11 protein-coding genes are annotated in these 17457 nt (G+C 66.7%); 3 read left to right on the top strand and 8 right to left on the bottom strand.

Translation table 11 applies throughout. The features are described from left to right. Positions 1–14 precede the first annotated feature (14 nt). The 3 genes from ACQY39_RS05085 to ACQY39_RS05075 all read left to right on the top strand — a co-directional run bounded on the left by ACQY39_RS05085 (position 15) and on the right by ACQY39_RS05075 (position 7556). Positions 15–2786: a DUF7453 family protein gene (locus ACQY39_RS05085; RefSeq protein WP_428504005.1), complete on the top strand. Its 2772-nt coding sequence runs from the start codon at positions 15–17 to the stop codon at positions 2784–2786. 178 nt (positions 2787–2964) lie between these two features. Then, positions 2965–6612, top strand: coding sequence for a hypothetical protein (locus tag ACQY39_RS05080; protein WP_428504003.1), 3648 nt, complete (start codon positions 2965–2967; stop codon positions 6610–6612). Beyond that, the gene (locus tag ACQY39_RS05075; protein ID WP_428504001.1) at positions 6609–7556 is read left to right on the top strand and encodes an OmpA family protein; all 948 of its coding nucleotides are present in this window, start codon (positions 6609–6611) and stop codon (positions 7554–7556) included. Before ACQY39_RS05080 ends, ACQY39_RS05075 begins: the two co-directional genes overlap by 4 nt. 261 nt (positions 7557–7817) lie before the next feature. On the opposite strand, the gene ACQY39_RS05070 is transcribed toward ACQY39_RS05075, so the two are convergent. From ACQY39_RS05070 to ACQY39_RS05035, 8 genes are all read right to left on the bottom strand, one after another. After that, positions 7818–9521, bottom strand: a complete 1704-nt coding sequence (locus tag ACQY39_RS05070) for a M14 family metallopeptidase (protein ID WP_428503999.1) — start codon at positions 9519–9521, stop codon at positions 7818–7820. Positions 9522–9633: 112 nt separating this feature from the next. After that, entirely contained in the window at positions 9634–10407 is a 774-nt protein-coding gene (locus ACQY39_RS05065) for a LytR/AlgR family response regulator transcription factor (RefSeq protein WP_263516301.1), read from the bottom strand. A gap of 36 nt (positions 10408–10443) precedes the next feature. Next, the gene (locus ACQY39_RS05060) at positions 10444–11604 is read right to left on the bottom strand and encodes a sensor histidine kinase (protein WP_428503996.1); all 1161 of its coding nucleotides are present in this window, start codon (positions 11602–11604) and stop codon (positions 10444–10446) included. Further along, entirely contained in the window at positions 11601–12755 is a 1155-nt protein-coding gene (locus ACQY39_RS05055) for a sensor histidine kinase (RefSeq protein ID WP_428503994.1), read from the bottom strand. Before ACQY39_RS05055 ends, ACQY39_RS05060 begins: the two co-directional genes overlap by 4 nt. A 27-nt stretch (positions 12756–12782) precedes the next feature. Then, positions 12783–13916, bottom strand: coding sequence for a sensor histidine kinase (locus ACQY39_RS05050; RefSeq protein WP_428503992.1), 1134 nt, complete (start codon positions 13914–13916; stop codon positions 12783–12785). Next, the gene (locus ACQY39_RS05045) at positions 13913–15058 is read right to left on the bottom strand and encodes a sensor histidine kinase (protein WP_428503990.1); all 1146 of its coding nucleotides are present in this window, start codon (positions 15056–15058) and stop codon (positions 13913–13915) included. The genes ACQY39_RS05050 and ACQY39_RS05045 overlap by 4 nt, the downstream gene beginning before the upstream one ends. A 95-nt stretch (positions 15059–15153) precedes the next feature. Next, positions 15154–15909, bottom strand: coding sequence for a class II glutamine amidotransferase (locus ACQY39_RS05040; protein WP_263516297.1), 756 nt, complete (start codon positions 15907–15909; stop codon positions 15154–15156). A gap of 145 nt (positions 15910–16054) precedes the next feature. Then, positions 16055–17284: an NAD(P)/FAD-dependent oxidoreductase gene (locus tag ACQY39_RS05035; protein WP_428503987.1), complete on the bottom strand. Its 1230-nt coding sequence runs from the start codon at positions 17282–17284 to the stop codon at positions 16055–16057. Positions 17285–17457: the final 173 nt, after the last annotated feature.

The following is a 17457-nucleotide window of genomic DNA, read 5'->3' as shown; positions in this document are numbered from 1 at the left end:
CTTTTGGAGACTCCATGAAAGCGTTCACCCTCAAACACACCGCCCTTGCCTTGGCGCTCTCGCTGGCCAGCGCCCAGGGTGCTTGGGCCGGCACCAGCACAGTGGCGCTCACCGGCAGCGCCGCGCCTGGTACGGGCAACGGGGTGAGCTTCGCCAGCCTCAACGCACCGCAACTCAACAGCACCGGCCAGGTGGCGTTCAGGGCGACGCTCAGTGGTGCGGGCGTCACCGGCAGCAACGACGGTGGAATCTGGCGCGACGGCAGCTTGATCGTGCGCGAGGGTAACGCAGCGACTGGCGCCGGCAGCGGGGTGAGCTTCTCCGCCTTCAGTTCGATCCAACTCAACACAGCCGGTCAGGTTGCGTACTCAGCGGCATTGAGTGGCAGCAACATCACACCGGGCAAGAACGACAGGAGCCTGTGGCTCGGAAACCAGTTGATCGCCCAGACGGGCAATGCGGCTCCAGGCGCTGACAGCGGCGTCACCTTCGCTTCCTTCAGCCCCGGGAAACTCAACGCGGCAGGTCAGGTGGCTTACCAAGCCCAGCTCACAGGCCCAGGCATCAGCCTGGGCACTGATTCCGGCATCTGGCGTGACAGCAACTTGGTTGCGCTCGAAGGCAGGCCAGCGCCCGGGGCTGGCAGTGGTGTGAGCTTCTCCTTCCTGGAACTTGAAGATTTCAATGCGGCAGGTCAGGTGGCCTACCGGGCCAACCTCACTGGCACGAGTGTCAGCTCGGTCAACGATGTCAGCATCTGGCGAAACAACGCCTTGATCGCCCGTGAAGGCAGTAGCGCCCCGGGTAGCATCGCCGGGCTGAACTTTGGCAACCTCACCTCGCCCCAGCTCAACGCCTTCGGTCAAGTGGTCTTCCAGAGCGCGCTCACCGGCACCGGCGTCGTCACCAACGCCAACGATATCGCCATCTGGCGTGGTGACACCTTGATCGCCCGTAGGGGCGAGGCAGCCCCCGGCACCGCCAGCGGTGTCAGCTTCATCTCTTTGCTCGCGCCAAAGATCAATGACGTGGGCCAGGTGGCTTTCGGAGGCGTTCTCACCGGTGCCGGCACCTCGCCGGACAACAGGGTCGGCATCTGGCGCGACACCACGTTGATCGTTCGCAGCGGCCAGACCGCGCCCGGAACGAGCGGCGGGGTGCGTATCGCCGATATAGTCAGCAGCCCCGAGCTCAGCGCGGGCGGCCAGGTGAGCTTTGCAGCGGACCTCGCGGGCACGGGCGTCTCGAGCGCCAACGATCGGGCGCTCTACGTGGCCGACGGCGTGGAGGCCATCCTCGCTGCCCGTACCGGCGACGCCCTCGCTGGCTCGACGATCATTTCACTCGCGACCTCCAGCGCGAGCTTCAACGACAAAGCCCAGCTGGCCTACCAAGCCACCCTGGCCGACGGGCGCTTCGGCGTGTTCCTGTTCACCCCCGCACTGCACTGGCGCAGCAGCACCGGCGGCAGCTGGGACGACGCCGCCCGATGGACATTGGGCGTGAACCCGAGCGACGTGCACGACGTGATCGTGGACGCCGCCAGCAGCCTGGGCATCACCGGTCCCAGTGGCGCCGTGAAGCTGAAATCGCTGCATATCGGCACCGGCCCCGGCCTGGTAGCACTGCAGATGGCCGGAGGCTCCTTCGACGCGGCGGACCCCGTGGTGATCGGCCCACGCGGCGTCCTGACCGGCACAGGCAGCTTCTCGCGCCTGGTGATCAACCAGGGCACGGTGCAGGCCGAGCGCCTGGTGTTCAGCGAGAGCCTGAGCAACGCCGGCCTCGTGCGCGGCGTGGCCGGTGGCCCGCGCCAAGGCGGGGGCCTGGAAGCCGACCTGCTCAACCAAGCCAGCGGCCGCGTGCTGGTGCAGCCAGGCGAAACCCTGCAGCTGCGCGGCGCCAGCCACCGCAATCTGGGCGTGTTCGAGATCAACCAGGGCCGGCTGGAAATGGCGGGCAGCCTGCTCAACGGCAGCGGCGGCCTGATCGACCTGAACGGAGCCACTGCCCTGGCCAGCGGCGCCTGGAGCAATGCCGCCGGCGCACGCATCCTGCTCGGCAATGCCAGGCTGACGGTCAGCGGCGGGCTCAGCAATTCAGGCCAGATGCTGGTCACCTCGGGCGATAGCGATGTGTTCGGTGACCTGAGCAACGAGAAGGGCGGGCAGATCATCTTGTCGGGCCAGGGCAGCACCACCTTCTACGACGCCGTGGAGCTGCAGGCGAACAGCGAGCTGCGCACCTCGGCCGGCGCCACCGCCGTGTTCTTCGGCGCCGTGGCGCAGCGCAGCGGCGCCCTGCTCAGCGGCACAGGGCACAAATACTTCGAAGGCGGCTTCAGCGTCGGCGACTCGCCCGGCCTGGGCGAAGACGGCGGCGATGTCAGCTTCGGCACTGCCAACGTCTATCTCGCCGAGCTCGGCGGCACCGAGCTGGGAAGCAGTTATGACCACTACCGCGTGGCCGGCACACTGACCCTGGGCGGCACGCTCAAGCTCGTCTCCTTCGCCGGCTTCAGCGGCCAGGCGGGGCAGAGCTTCGACCTGTTCGACTGGGGCAGCGTGCAAGGCCAGTTCAGCACGATCGACAGCAGCGGCCTGCTGCTGACCGAGGGCACGCAGCTCGACCTGTCGCGCCTCTACCTCGACGGCGTGATCGGCGTAACGGCCGTGCCCGAGCCCGCGCAATGGGCTTTGATGCTGCTGGGCGGCTTGAGCTCGCTGGCCTGGCGTCGCAAAGGAGCGACGCGGAGTGTTTGTTCGCTTCCGCGACGAGACCACTGACCCTCCACCGGGCGTGGACAGTTCGATGGAAGGCGACCTCCAGTCATCGGGCCACTTTCATGGAACGAAGACGTCCTCACCCTTCTCTTGCAGCGACACATACGCTGAGCCCCAACGTGCCGCAGACCCTGCGGGCCGCTGCGCAGCTGCTGCGCGAAAAAAAGAAAGAGACTGACCCATGCCCAATCTCGTACTCAAAGGCGAGGTCTTCACGCTGGACGCCTCAGCTGGCTTTGATGAAGGCCTGATCCGAGGCAATGTGGGGGCTGGCGCACGGCTCCAGTTCGGCACGCAGCTGAGCCTGTGCCACGGGCTGGCGGTGCAAGCTGCGGCGCAGGCCCGGGCCGACGCCTCTGCGCAGCTCGGGCTGTTCGGCCTGCTCTCGGGAGAAGCCGAAGGCGCCGCCTTCGCCGCCGCTGGCGCCAAGTTGGTCGCTCAGGCCACGATCGACCCCTTCGACAAGGCGGGCCTGGAAATCAGCGTGGAGGCCTATGCCGAGGCCTCTGTCGCAGGCCGGCTGGCGGTGTCCTTGGACCTCCAGGACCTTGCCCGACTGGCCTCCGCGAAGTTGGACGGGCCGGCCCTGGAGATCTTTCTCGCCCTGTTGCGCGAGATCAAGCTGGGCGCTGGCGTGTGGGCGCGCATCGCCGCGGCCGCGATGGCGCGCGGGCATCTGACCCTGCAACTGAGCCTGGCGGACGACGACAAAGCTGGCTTCGTGATCGCAGGCAGCCTGGCGGCCGGTGCTGGTGTCGGCATGGGCGTGGACGTCTATGCGGGCGCCCGCTTCGAGAGCCCGAAACGCTTCTTCCTGAATGCGGTGGACATCGCCATTGGCGCGCTCGTGACCGAGGCGCGGCGCTATCTGCCGCCCAGTCTGCGTGTGCATCTCGCGGCCCTGGAGTTCGCACTGCCGGCCTTGCTCAATGCCTCGTATGAGATCGCCCAGATCGACTCCGCCAAACTGAGCGCAAGACCTGCGCTGGCTGGCGAGGTCTTTGCCGCCTGCATCACGGCCGAGTTGCAGAGATTCGTGCTCGACAAGCTGGCACTTGGCGCCGCCACCCTGGTCGCCGCAAGGCTTGACGCCATTGCGAACCGCCTTTCAGCAGCGCCGCTCTCCGACGCAGGCGCGCGCGCCGCGGCGGCGGCCGTGCGGGCTGCCATGGAGCTTCTGGAGGGCAAGGCGCTGACGCTGACCAGCGCCAGCGAGGCCCTGCCAGCTCTTGTGGCCGTACTTGACGCGGTGGACGCGGCAGGGCGCAACATATGGCGCCCCGCGCTGGCAGCCATGTGGCTGAGCCTTGCCGCTGCCGACGCGCTGCGCAAGGGCGTGATCGCCCGTACCGCCAGCGCCAGTGCCGGTGTCATCGGACTGGCGACGCAAGTCTCGCAGTCCATGTCGATCGAGATCCGCGATGTCCCGGCCTTCGTTCAAGAAGAGCTGCAAGCACGGCTCGGCATCCCGCGCTCCAGCAAGCTGGAATTCAAGAATGTGGTCGCTTGGCTGGTCGATACCAAGCTGCTGCCGCAGCTGCGCATCGCGGTCCCCGAGGTCTCAGCGTTGCTGGACCTGATCGAGCGCGAACTTGACATCTCGGATCTGCTCACGGCAGCGCTTCGAGGTGACATCAAGTCCAGCTACCCGCCCTGTCGTGCGCTGGCCTCGCGCCTGCTTGACGAGCTGCTGATCAAGCGGCTGTTGCCGCAAATTGAAGGTCTGATGCCGGACAGCGAGCCCGGGCGCTTGTGGGCCAAAGAAGTGGCTCGTCCCAGCCTGCTCATGGTGCGCGACTTCGTGCTGTCACGACTGGACGATGCCGTGGCGGGCCGCCTCTTTCAGCAAGAGCCGCTGCGTGCAGCTCTGGGCCTGATGGTGGGCAAGATCGTGATCAGCCATGTGGTGGTGCTGCAAGACATCCTCGTGGACCACATTCGAGACAATGTGGCACAGGCGGCCCGAGATCTGTCTGATCAACTCAGGGACGGGCAGCGCACGCCGCTGGTCAACGCATTCAACACCCTCGCCCAACCTCTGTTGGCGGTCGCCAGCACGGTCATTCCCAAGGCTGTGGTCTTGGAGGCCAGCCAGGAGCTGGCTGCTGATCTCTTGCTGGTGCTGGCCAGCGCGACCGGCGAACAGGTGTGGACCGACGCCCGCCGGGCGCAGGAGCGCGATCTGCTGCGCCGCATCCTGTTCAGCGTCTACGGTGAGGCCGACAAGTCTGACCCCAACACCTTCATGGCCGAGGTGGCCGCCTGCGCCTTTCTACCAGCGCCCCAAGCCGTGCTTGGCATGGTGGTGCTGCAGGCCGAGATGATGGCGGCCACACTGGGGCAAGCCTTGCCCGCCACACTGGCGGCGCTGGAGCGCTTCTTCAAAAGGCTGGGTGACGGCGCCATCCAGCAGATTGAAACTGGCATGGCTGCTGGCCTGGCCAGCTTGCGCGATGACCTGGTCGCGATCGGCAAAACCCTGGTGGCGCTGGGCCGACAAGCGGAGGCGCGGCTGGCCGAGGTCGAGCGCTTCACGCGCGAAATCTCCCGGCAGCTCGATGTTGCTGCGACGGCTTGCCGATCTGCCGCAAGGCGCAATCAGATCCTCGACCGGCTGCAGCGTGACGGTGCTGCCAACGCGCGCACTTTTGCACGGCAGGTGCCCGGCTTCGGCCTGCTGCCCCGGGAGGCCCGGGCACTGGCACTGACCGCGGCAACGAATGCGTTTGGGACCGGCTTCGCGGCCGTCAGGCCCGCCCTCAATGGCGTGCTTCAAGTCTTGGGCGAAGTCGGAGACGACATCGCCCGGCTGTTCGCGGCTGCGGCGGATCTGGCGGCCTTCCTGGCCAGTTTGACCAAGGCAATCACCGACCGACTGAACGCCGCCGTTCGCGCACTGGCGAACCTGAAACTGCCGCGTGAGATTCCCATCCAAGCCATCATCGACGCGGCAGTTTCGGCTCTGAGCAATTTGCCCCTGATCCGTGATGCCCTGCGCGCCGCATTCGGGGCTCGCCAGAACGAGCAAACGGCCAAAGATCGTCTGCGCCAGGTTCGCACCGAGATCGCGAAAAAGGAACTGCTGCAAGACGCCAAGGAGAAGGCGCTGGATGCCGCCACGGTGGGCGGTGCGCTGGGCCTGAGCATCTGCAGCCCGGTCGGCGTGTCGACAGATCCTCAAGCCAACTGCACGTATCACACCAGCATCCCGCTGCGCATCACCATCGCGGGCGTCTCGGCAAAGTCCAACAAGGCCATGGACGGCCGGGTGGTCCTGCTGCTCAACGGTCAGCCACTCACCGTTCCGGACAGCGCGTGGCAGCTCGACAAGGGGCTGTTCCGCCTGTCGCACTCGCTGAGTGTTTCGAACCCAGCCGTCAAGCCGGGCCTCAATGTCTTGGAGTGCGCTTGCGCCGGCGGGGGGCGCCCGGTCAAACGAGCCCGCAAGACCTTCCTGGTGAACAAGACCGCCCCACCGACCGACGGCCTGAGGGTGAGCGTGGCGAACGGCGCCATCGTGATCAGCGGCACGGCAACAGCCGCGACACTGCAGGGCTGGCGGGTGATCGTGCCCGGCGGGCGGGTGCTTTCCGGCGTTCTGAAGCCAGGGACGCCCACCATCATCAGCAAGCTGGTCAGCAAGCCCACAGCGGGCGCTGGCCCGAGCCCGGTACTGCGTCCCTCTCTACCGACGACCATTTCAATCCCAAGCGCCGGCCTGAACACCGAGCTGCGCCCCGTCACATTGGCGCCATGCTTGCGAGCCATCACCGTGATCGACGCCGCCGGGCGCCACCGCCTGGACCACCTTACTGGAGACGAGCAATGAGCAGCAGCCAATTCATGGCCCCTTTGAAGCCTGCCTTGAACCGCCTGCTGGGCGTGCTGGAAGACCGGCCGCTGGACGGGCGCATGATGAACACAACGTCCATATTGACCGACTTCGACATCAACAGCGCGGACTTGACCGCCGAACACGATCAGCAGATCGCGGAGATCGCAGAGTTCCTGCTGGCGCGGCCGGAGGCCTACATCGTCAGCATCATCGGCCGAGCCAGCCAGACCGGCCCTGAAGCCAACAACCGTTCTTTGGCTGCGGCCCGAGCGGAGCGGGTGTCCATGGCGCTGCAGGCGCACGGGTTTGCGCCCTCTCGCATCGGTGCGGTTCTGTCCAATGGCTCTCGCCTGTCCTTGATCAGCATCGAAGGAAAAGAGGCGGGCATGAATCGCAGCGTCGAGCTGATGCTGGAATGGCCGGCTCGCATGGCCAGCCCCGCACCGGCGGCCACCGCCGCCACGTCGACCGACTGGGTACTGGATCTGACGCTGAGCATGACCGTCTCTACCGGGCGCCTCAAATTGCCCCTGGCGGGGCAGGTGCAGCTCGGCGAGCTCAAGCGCCTGGACGCGTCGGGTCAGGTGCTGGAAACCAAGAGTGCCCATCTCTTCATGGGCGGCTTGGACTGGGGCACCTCGTTCAAGGAGATCGAAGCCTTGCCCATCTTTGCCTCCTTCTCGACAGGCACGGGGCTGGGAGGCGAAATCTATATGCCGAACCCACCGGGTGCCGTCGATGCCAGCTGGTTCGATGGCCGTTGCGTGATGATCTTCAGCGTGTCAGCCAGTGTCGGCGTTGGCGCTGAGGGCACGGTCCTGCTGTTCCCCAGCTCCGGGGAGTGGCCAGGCACCTTTTATGCGCAAGTCACGACCGGCTTTCAGGCAGGGGCAAGCGTTCTGACCGCACTGGTGGGCGTGCTCACGATCGGAGACTGACGCTGTTGTTCAGGCGCCGTGCGGATGCTGCGCGCTCAGCCGCCCGCAGGCAGGCGGTCGGGCCTTCGATCGGCGTCGGACAAGCCACTTGGCCGAGCCCGGACACGGACAGTCCTGAGGACTGTCCGTGCCTGGCGAGGGCCAAGGCCTCTGGCCTTGGCTTGTCCTCGGTCCTCGCTGCGCGCTCAGCCCGCCCGCTGGCAGGCGGTCGGGCCTTCGATCGGCGTCGGACAAGCCACTTGGCTTGTCCTCGGTCCGATCTCAGTCCAGCACCACTTCGGTCCGCACGGTGCCCGCTCGATCGGCGCTGGCGGTAAGCGCCAGCCGCGTGCCCTTGGGCGCGCGCACCACCCACTCGCCGATGGCGCGGTCGGCGGTCAGCTCGCGGCTGGCCAGGAAGGCGAGCTGGGAGCTCTTGGGCGCATGGCCTTCCAGCTGCGGGCCTTCCATGCGCTCCTTGCCGCTGACCAGGCTGACGGTGGCATCGCCGGGCGGCAGGTGGATCTCGAACATCACGCCGCGCACCACCTTGCGCTCCAGTGCGCGCTGGGTGACATAGGCCGGCAGATAGCCGCTGTTGGCCACGGCCAAGCGGATGCGCCAGCTGTCGGGGCCGAGCGCGCGCACCTCGGTGCGCAGCAGCTCCAGCTTGGGCAGGCTCAGGGCGATCTGGTTCATCCAGGCCGGGAAGCGCGCGGCCTCGCGCTCACGCAGGGCGGGCGGCGGGTTGCGCCAGTAGTTCATCTTGTCCCAGCCGCCGATCTCGACCTGGCCCAGCTGCGGGTGCAGAAAGGGCTTCCAGTCCACATGGGCCAGGCCGCCGCATTGCTCGTCGCTCCACTTGAGCAGCTTGAGGTCGTCCTCCACGGGATGGTCGCGGTACCAGTCGATCCACTTGTAGCCCTCGATGCCGGCTTCCTTGTTGGGCGACCAGAGCTCGACCACCCAGAACAAGGCACCCAGGTGCTCGTAGACCCAGTCCTGCGTGCCGGTGATGACATCCTTGGGGTGGTACTTGAAGTCGTGCCAGATGCTGACGGCGGGGTAGCCGCTGAGCTTCTCGCCCAGGGCCGAAAAGCGTTTGTAGCTCCACAGGTCCTCGGGGATCATGTCCTCGTCGCTCTGCGAACCCATGGGCCGCAGGATCACGCCGCTGTGGGTGTGGAAGCTGATGGCCGCGCCGATATTCGGGTGGCTGCTGATGAACTCCACCATGGCCCGCACCTCGGGCTCGCTGGTCGGGAAGGGGCCGGCGCCCAGCTGCTTGTACTCCTGCCGCCATTCGCTGGGGAAGTTGCGATTCAGGTCCAGGCCTTCGCGGTCCTTGTTGAGCTTGACGGTCAAGCCGTCGTGGTTCTTGATGAAGCCCTCGGGGATCAAGCGGTAATAGTCGCCGCCGAATTCGCCGGGCTCGCGCGCCACCATCAGGCGCGGCTCGGTCGGGTGCTTTTTGTAAGTGCCATGCGGGTCGGGCACGCGCATGCTGAGGATGCGGCCGTCGCCATCCACATCCTCGGCGGTCAGGCCGTCGACCGGATGCTCGTCGTAGGGATAGGGCCGGGTGCTGGAGCGGATGTGGCGTGGCCGGTCGGCCAGGGCCAGCTCGGCGCCGTCGGGGTTGAGGCGCGGCACCATATAGATGACCCGGCTGTCGAGCAGGTAGGTGATCTGCGGGTCGACCGCAAAGCCGCTGAGCAGCTGGTGCAGGTAGTACAGGCAAGTGGTCGAGGCGGTCAGCTCGGCGGCGTGGATGTTGCCGTCCAGCCAGAAGGCGGGCTTGTCGATGTCGGCGCCGCTGGCGGTGTTGGTCAGCACCAGCACCCAGATGTCGCGGCCTTCATGGCTGCGGCCGATGGAGCGCACCGAGACCAGATTGGGCCGGGCTTCGGCGTAAGCAAACAGCAGCTCGGTGAGCGCGTCGTAGCGGTAGAACTGGTCGAATCTCGGGGTGGGCAAGGCGGCCATGGCTGCTCGTGGATATAGGGTGCGGCCCATTGTGCCGAAAGCCCCTGCCCCCCGCCCCCGGGACTGACCCTGCCACCAGGGCCCATCACCAGGGCCCGTCTGGCCCCGGACTTCACTGCCCCTTGAACAAACCCTGGAACTGGCGCGACACCGGCAGCTTCTCTTCGCGGCCTTTGAGCGTGATGTGCATGGAGTTCTCATCCACGCGCACGGCGCTGGCGATGTGGCGGCTGTTGACCAGCACGCTGCGGTGCACCTGCCAGAACAGTTCCGTGTCCAAGGTGGTCAGCAGTTCCTTGAGCGGGGTGCGGATCAAGGCCTCGCCGCCGTCGAAGACGACCCGGGTGTAGCGGTTGTCGCTCTCGAAATAGACCACGTCCTCGGGCGCGATCAGCTTGATCTCGCGGCCCAGCGAGGCCTGGATGGGCTTGGGCTTGGGCGCTGCCACGGCCGGCAGCAGCTGCCGGAGCAAGGCGTTCAGGTCAGGGCCGCTGCCACCCTCTTTCTGCAGCCGGGTCTTGAGCCGCTCAATCGCCTGGCCCAGGCGGGTGTCGTCCACCGGCTTCATCACATAGTCGACCGCGCCGGCATCAAATGCCGACAGCGCATGGTCGCCAAAGGCGGTGACGAAGACCACCTGCGGCGGACTTGCGGTGGCTGCCATGCGGCGGGCCACTTCGATGCCGGTCAGGCCAGGCATGCGGATGTCCAAAAAGCAGACCTGCGGCTCATGGGCCAGGAAATCGTCCCAGGCGTCCACGCCATGCTCGCTGGCAGCGACGATCTGCAGCTCGGGCCAGAGGCGCTGCAGCGCGGCGCGCAGCTGCTCGCGCGGGCCTTCTTCGTCGTCGGCGATCAGGGCGGTGATGGGCTTGAGGGTGTTCATGGGCATTCCTTGTTCGGCAATATATCTTTGAGAATCTCAGGACTTGGCGGCCTGCACCCAGACTTGGGCGCGGCAGCCGCCCTCCAGACGGTGGCTCAGGCTCAAACTGGCCGCAGGTCCGAAGGCCTGAAACAGGCGCAAGCGGGTGTTCTGCAAGCCCAGGCTGGCCTCGGCGTCGCGCAGCATGGCGAAGGGTTCCAGGGGCGGCATCTGCAGCAGGGCCTCGCTCGGGCCGGAGCCATCATCGAGCACCTCGACGCAGAGGCTGCCATCGCCTTGCATGCGCGCCAGGAGCTGCACCTCGCCACCGCTGAGTTGGGGCTGCACGCCATGCTCCACGGCATTCTCCACCAGGGTCAGCAGCACGCCGGGCGGTAGCTGGGCGGCGGAAGCATCTGGCGCGATGTCGAGCACAACGCGCAGGCGCCCGCCCAGGCGGGCCTGCATCACCTCCAGGTAGCGGCGCACGGCCTCGGCCTCTTCGCCGACCGAGAGCAGGGGCCGGTCGAACAAGGGCAAGGTGGCGCGCAAGTAGGACGTTAGCGATTGCAACAAAGGCGCGGCACGGTCGTCCTTGACGGCCACCCAATGCTGTAGCGAAGCCAGGGAATTGAACAGAAAGTGCGGCTGGATCTGGGCACTGCTGAGGCGCTGGGCCAGCTCCAGCTTTTGCTCGCGCAGGGCTTCGTCATGCAGCCAGTCGGCCATGAACTCGTTGCGCCACATGGCCACAGCCCAGGTGGCCATGGAATAGAAGAAGCCAATGGCGCAGCCGCGGATCAGCAGCTCATGGTTCCAAGGGTCTTGCATCCACTGCTGAGGCTGGGCGGCCATCAAGAAGCCGAACACCGCACCGAGCGGAAAGGCGCTGAGCCCGTAGGCCCGATACAGGCGCTTCAAGGTCGGGCGACGCCACAGATCGGCGCCAATCCACAGCGTCAGCAAACCCGCCAGCAGCGCCGAGGCGAACACCAGGCGCGCGGCGGCCTGAGGCAGCTCCAGCGACACGATCCAGGCGAGGGCCAACACATTGACCACGGCCGCCACTTTGATGGTGGGCGAGATGCCGGGCAGCCTATCCAGGCGCTGCCATTGCTCGGGCGTGAAGCTGTGACGCGGGCCCATCAAAAACACCAGGCGCCAATCCACTTCGCGGCAGAAAGCGCGCAGGTTCGCGAACCACAATTTCAAGCTCATGATGCAAGCCTCTCCTGCGCTGGCCAGGGCAGCAGCAGCTCGGCGATGCAGCCACCTTGCTCAGCATTGCGCAGATTCAGCCGGGCGGCCTCGCCATAAGTCTGCGCCAAGCGCAGGCGGGAATTGCTCAGGCCCACGCCGCGGCCGGCGCGCACGGGCTGAGCCGGCCCATCGGGCAAGCCCGGTCCGTCGTCGATGACACGCAGGCAGAGCGATTGATTCTGTTGCTCGGTCTCGATGCGCAAGAGCGCGGCACCGAGCTTGGGCACCACGCCATGCTCGATGGCGTTCTCCACCAGGGTCAACATGAGCGCCGGCGGCAGCTGCACCGAAGCCACCGCCTCGGGCACCTCGATCTGCACCTGCAGTCGCTGGCCCAGGCGCACCTGCATCACGGCCAGGTACTGGCGCACGGCTTCCAGCTCTTCACCCAGGCTGAGCAGCTGGCGGTTGAACAACGGCAGGGTGGCGCGCAGATAGGCCGTTAGGGCATCCAGCAGGGTGGCCGCCCGCTCGTCACGGCTGCGCACCCAGTGCTGCAGCGAGGCCAGGGAATTGAACAAGAAATGCGGCTGGATCTGGGCGCTGCTGAGCTGCTGCGCCAGGGCCAGCGCCTGCTGCTGCTGCTCGTGCTCTCGCAGCCAGCCGGCCAACATCTCATTGCGAGCCATGGCCAGCACCCAGATGCCGGCCGAGCCCAACAAGGTCAACACCGCCGCCAGCAGTGCGGCCTCCTGCTTGCCGACGCTTTCTTCGAGGCGCAAGGCGCCCGAGAACATGCCCATCACAAAGGTGCTGACGAAAGCCATCACGAGCACCCAGGCGTAGCCAAGATAGAGCGTGCGCATGGTCGGCCGGCGCCACAGGCGGGCCGCCTGCCAAAGCAGGGCCAGCGCCACCAAGAACCCCACCACAAAGCCCCCGAGCTTCAGCGGTGACGGCATTTGCCAGGCCGCCAGAACCCCCAGCAAGAGCGCGTTGAGCCAGCCACAAAACTTGACGCTGGTGCTGATGGCCGAACGCGGGTCCAGCAAGGCCCATTGCGCCTCGCTGAACTTATGGCGCGGCCCGAGCATGAGCACCACATGCCAGTCCAGCGCCGCCATGTCGGCCCAGGCCCGCTGCAGCCGCGTCTTCAACTTCCGCGTCATTCCCATCCCAGTCTTTTTGTTCATCCGTCACGCAAGGAGCGCGGGTGGCAAAGCCATCGCGATCGGCAGGCGCAGTGTGGCAACGCAGCCACCGGTCTCGGCAGAATTTTCAAGGCTCAGGCTGGCCTCGTCGCCAAAGGTCTGGGTCAGACGCAGGCGCGAATTGCTCAGGCCCACACCACGTCCAGCGCGCACGAGCGGCATCTGCTCGGGCAGGCCGGGGCCGTCGTCCCTGACCTGCAGGCACAAGACCGCGCCCGCCTGCCGGGCCTCAATGCGCAGCAGCGCGATGCCCAACTTGGGCACCACGCCGTGCTCAATGGCGTTCTCCACCAAGGTCAGCAAAAGCGCCGGCGGCAGCTGAATGCTGCGCAATTCATCGGGCACCTCGATTTCCACCTGCAAGCGCGCCCCCAGGCGCGCTTGCATCACGGCCAGGTACTGGCGCACGGCTTCCAGCTCTTCGCCCAGGCTGAGCTGGCGGCGATTGAACAGCGGCAAAGTGGCGCGCAAATAGGCCGTTAGCGCATCCAGCAAGGGCGCGGCACGGCGGTCGCCTTGGTGCACCCAGTGCTGCAGCGAGGCCAGCGAGTTGAAAAGGAAGTGGGGCTGGATCTGCGCCTGCGCCAGCTGGGCCTGGGCGGCCAGCGCCAGCTCGCGCTCGGCAAGCTCGCGTTGGCGGGCCAGGATCTGGTGGCGGCGGTAGATGGACACAAAGCTGACACCGCCCATCACCGTCACGCCCAGGCCCATGAACACCAGGCGCAGCCACTCGGCCTCCTCGGCCGAGGCGCCGTGCTTGATGATCAGCGCCACCAGCACCATGCCCAGCGCACCGCCCAGCGAGCTGCGAAACACGCGGGAGCTGCTGGGCCAAGCCCAGACCCAGCGTGCCAGCCAAGCAAAGCCCAGGCCGGCACAGGCCAGCATGAACAAGAGCAAGACCCGACCCTGCGCGCTGTGCAAGGACCCCAGCGAACTGACGGCCAAGACGGTGGAGGTGAAGCCAATCGGCCACCACAGGGCGAGACCGCGCAGCGGCTGCAGGCCCAGGCGACGGATGCCGGCCTCGTCGGGCAGGCGCTCCGCAGCAGTTTCACAAGGCATGAATCGCTCGCGCACGCGGCGCCAGGCCGACACCCACAGCTCGGACGGGCTCATGCGGCTGGCCCTCCGGCGACCGCCGACCAAGGAATCTGCACCTGCGCCAGGGCACCGGGCGCGCGGGGCAACAGGCTCAGGCGCGCCTGCTCACCGTGCAGTTGGCGCAGGCGGTCGCGCGAATTGCTCAGGCCCAGGCGTTCGACCGGCTCGGCGCTGCTCAGGCCCATGCCGTCGTCTTCCACCTCCAGCACCACCTGCTGATCCTGGCGCCAGGCGCGCACGACCACGCGGCCGCCGCGCAGGGCCGGTTCGATGCCGTGCCCGATGGCGTTCTCGGCCAGGGTCAGCAACAGGCCCGGCGGTACGGTCACGGCCTCCAGGCCCGGTTCGATTTCCAGCTCCCAGCGCAGGCGCTCGCCCAGGCGGGCCTGCATCACCTCCAGATAGCTGCGCACGATTTGCAGCTCCTCGGCCAGGCTCAGGCTCTCGCGCTCGAACATGGGCAGGGTGGCGCGCAGGTACTGAGTGAAGGCGCGCAAGGTGCCGCCGGCGCGCGGGTCTTGGGTGTCCACCCAGTGCTGGACCGAGGCCAAGGTGTTGAACAGGAAATGCGGCTGCATCTGCGCCGTGGCCAGGCGACGGGCCAGCTTGAGGGCATGGGCTTGCTCGTCGAGCTCACGCAGGCGGGCCTCGATCTGCTGCACGCGGATGAAGGTGAGGAACAAGAACGAGGTGTAGGTGACGAGGAAGACTGACATGCCGAACACAGCCACGAACTTCACCAGATCACGGTTCGCCTTGAGAGTCGCCGTCAGTTCCGGCGAACTCAGCTCAGGGTGCGCGAAGGGGGCGGAGGCGAGAACAATGCCCAGCACGCCGGCATAGCTGATCAGGTTCAAGCGCTTCCGGCTGGGCCGACGCCAGAGGATGCGCGCCAGGCCCAGCACGCCCAGGGTCAAGGCCATGGCTGCGATGCAGATCAGCAGGGCCCAATGGCGCGACATCTCCCGGTAATTGATGGCCAGCAGCACCAGCACATTGCTGAGCACGTAGTAGTCGATCGAAACCGGCCAAGGCTGTTGGCCGGCGCGCGCCAGCTCGTCTTCGCTGAAGACGCGACGCGGGCCGGGCCAGACCCACTGGGTCCAGTCCAGCACCAGGCGGGCGGGATGATCCTTGGAAGACGGCAGGTGCGGCATGGCCGGCAGTCTAGGCCAGCGCCGAGGGCGCGGCCGGGCTCAGGCGGCGAATGGCAGCATGCTGCGGCGAATGGCGGGCCACGCCGCGCGCCAGCTCAGCCGAACAGCTCGCCACCCACGAAGACCTTCAACTCCCCGGGCTGGAATGCCACCCAGGGCTCGTCGCGCGTCAGCGGCTGGGTGGCCACCATGGCCACGCGGTCCTGAGCGGTGGTGTCGGGCGCGAAATCGACGCTCAGGTCTTCGTCCTGCAGGTGCACGCGGCCGAAGGGGTGGCGGCGCAGCAGGTAGTGCAGATGGGTGGATCCGTGGGCCCAGAGCGCCTGGCCGTTGGACAAGAGCATATTGAAGGTGCCGTAGGCGTTCAGCTGCGGCATCAGCTCGGCCAGGGTCAGGCTCAGCTCGGCGATGCTGGGCACGGTGCAATGCGCTTTGGCCAGCTCCTGCATCAGCCAGCAAAAGGCCAGCTCGCTGTCGGTCTGGCCCACCGGCCGGAAGGCGGCATGCAAGCGCGGCTGGAAGTCCTTGAGGTTGCCGTTGTGGGCAAACACCCAGTAGCGGCCCCAGAGCTCGCGCACAAAGGGATGGGTGTTCTCCAGAGAGACCTGACCCTGAGTGGCCTTGCGGATGTGGGCAATGACGTTGTCACTGCGGATGGGGTAGCGCTGCACCAGCTCGGCCAGGGGCGAGACCCGGGCGCTGTGGTGGTCGACGAAATGGCGCAGGCCGCGCCCCTCGAAGAAGGCGATGCCGAAGCCGTCCTTGTGCTCATCGGCGCGATTGGCCAGACCGGTGAAGCTGAACATCACATCGGTGGGCGTGTTGGCGTTCATGCCGAGGAGTTGACACATGGGGCGGAATGAGGGTGAACGGGTGAACGGGTGAACAGGTGAGTCGTGAGTCGTGAGTCGTGAGTCGTGAGTCGTGATGATGCGGGCTTGCGCGGGGTGTTCACTCGTTCACCTGTTCACCCCTTCACTCCTCCCCCTTCCACCCTCACTCCAAAAACAAGCGCCTGAAGCCCTTCAGGCTGATCAGATTGCCCGGATTGCTGGTTTCATTCAAGACCCCGCTCATGCGCTGCACCAGGCGCGGGCTGCGCCGGGCACGCCAGATCAGCAGATCGACCAACCAGGGGTGAGCGTTGACACGGTTGGCGCGTTCGTACAAATCGAATTTGGGCTTGAGCGCGCGCAGGCTTTCTTCGTAGGCGGCGCGCACCTGGGCGTCCTGATAGCTGCGGCTGCGGCCCAGCAGCAAGGCATCGGCCGCCAGCATGCCGGTTTCCATGGCCTTGCCGATGCCTTCGCCGGTGAAGGAGTAGGTGCTGCCGGCGGCTTCGCCGGTGACCAACAGGCCGGGTCGGCTCCAGCGCGCGCCGTTCAAAGTGCAGCGCAGCGGCGCACCTTTGAGCTCGCCGACCAGCTGGCCTTCTCGCATCAGCTCGGCCGCGGGAGGGTAGTTGGCGACGAAGGCATCGAAGATGGCGCGCAGATTGAGCTCCTTCTTTTCGCCCTTGCCGCCCACGGCCTTGTGACTGTCAGTGACGCCGACGCCGATGTTGAAGCAACCATCAGGGGCCGGAAAGATCCAGCCATAGCCCGGGCGCACCGACTCGTGCCAGACCACATCCATGGCCTTGATGCGACCCACCATCGAGGGTGCGCGCACATAACCGCGCAGGGCCACGCCACTGGGCGTGTGGCGCTCGCACAGGCCCGCGGCCGTCAGTGCCTTGGGCACTGCACCGGTGGCCAGAATCACCCAGTCGGCGCGGACCTCGTGCTGCTGATCACCGAGCTTGAGCCGGGCGCCACAGACACGGCCTTGCGCATCTTCCAGCGGCGCTTCAAAACGAGCAGGGGCAAGGAAACGCGCACCGGCATCCTGCGCCGCCTGGCACAACATCTCGTCCAGCTCACGGCGAGGCAGCACGGCCAGCGTGCCCGGCACCTCGATGCGCCCACCCCGCGGCCCAATGCAGGCCACATGCTGGACCGGCTGCGCCCGCGCCATCACCTGCTCAAGCAGGCCCAGGCGGGCCAGGGCGGCATGGCTGTCCGGGATCAGCCCATCGCCACAGATCTTGTCCCGGCCCTGCGGCTGCTGGTCGACCAGCAACACATCCAGTCCGGCTTGCGCCAGCACGCGCGCACAAGCGCTGCCGGCTGGGCCGGCGCCGATGATGAGGATGCCGCATGCAGCGGGTACATCTCGATCAGGCATCGTGGGTGGCGCTGAAATCTGAGTATCTGGTGTGCTCATGAAATGGAGGTCCGGCTGGGGCGCACATTCTATGCAGGGCATGCGGCCAAGCCGGATCGGTAGGCATACAAAAAGGCCCGCAACCTTGCGGCTGCGGGCCCGATAACTCAAGCAGTCACCCTCGCGGGCGCTGC

The organism is Roseateles sp. (assembly GCF_965262435.1).
Taxonomy (GTDB): Bacteria; Pseudomonadota; Gammaproteobacteria; order Burkholderiales; family Burkholderiaceae_C; genus Paucibacter_A.
Note: the sequence above shows the minus strand (reverse complement) of the source record. Positions and strands in the feature narration are given on the sequence as shown.

Bases quoted from the DNA above. Each gene is read 5' to 3' on its own strand.
- ACQY39_RS05085 (WP_428504005.1), top strand. From the start codon at position 15: ATGAAAGCGTTCACCCTCAAACACACCGCCCTTGCCTTGGCGCTCTCG.
- ACQY39_RS05080 (WP_428504003.1), top strand. From the start codon at position 2,965: ATGCCCAATCTCGTACTCAAAGGCGAGGTCTTCACGCTGGACGCCTCA.
- ACQY39_RS05075 (WP_428504001.1), top strand. From the start codon at position 6,609: ATGAGCAGCAGCCAATTCATGGCCCCTTTGAAGCCTGCCTTGAACCGC.
- ACQY39_RS05070 (WP_428503999.1), bottom strand. From the start codon at position 9,521: ATGGCCGCCTTGCCCACCCCGAGATTCGACCAGTTCTACCGCTACGAC.
- ACQY39_RS05065 (WP_263516301.1), bottom strand. From the start codon at position 10,407: ATGAACACCCTCAAGCCCATCACCGCCCTGATCGCCGACGACGAAGAA.
- ACQY39_RS05060 (WP_428503996.1), bottom strand. From the start codon at position 11,604: ATGAGCTTGAAATTGTGGTTCGCGAACCTGCGCGCTTTCTGCCGCGAA.
- ACQY39_RS05055 (WP_428503994.1), bottom strand. From the start codon at position 12,755: ATGACGCGGAAGTTGAAGACGCGGCTGCAGCGGGCCTGGGCCGACATG.
- ACQY39_RS05050 (WP_428503992.1), bottom strand. From the start codon at position 13,916: ATGAGCCCGTCCGAGCTGTGGGTGTCGGCCTGGCGCCGCGTGCGCGAG.
- ACQY39_RS05045 (WP_428503990.1), bottom strand. From the start codon at position 15,058: ATGCCGCACCTGCCGTCTTCCAAGGATCATCCCGCCCGCCTGGTGCTG.
- ACQY39_RS05040 (WP_263516297.1), bottom strand. From the start codon at position 15,909: ATGTGTCAACTCCTCGGCATGAACGCCAACACGCCCACCGATGTGATG.
- ACQY39_RS05035 (WP_428503987.1), bottom strand. From the start codon at position 17,284: ATGCCTGATCGAGATGTACCCGCTGCATGCGGCATCCTCATCATCGGC.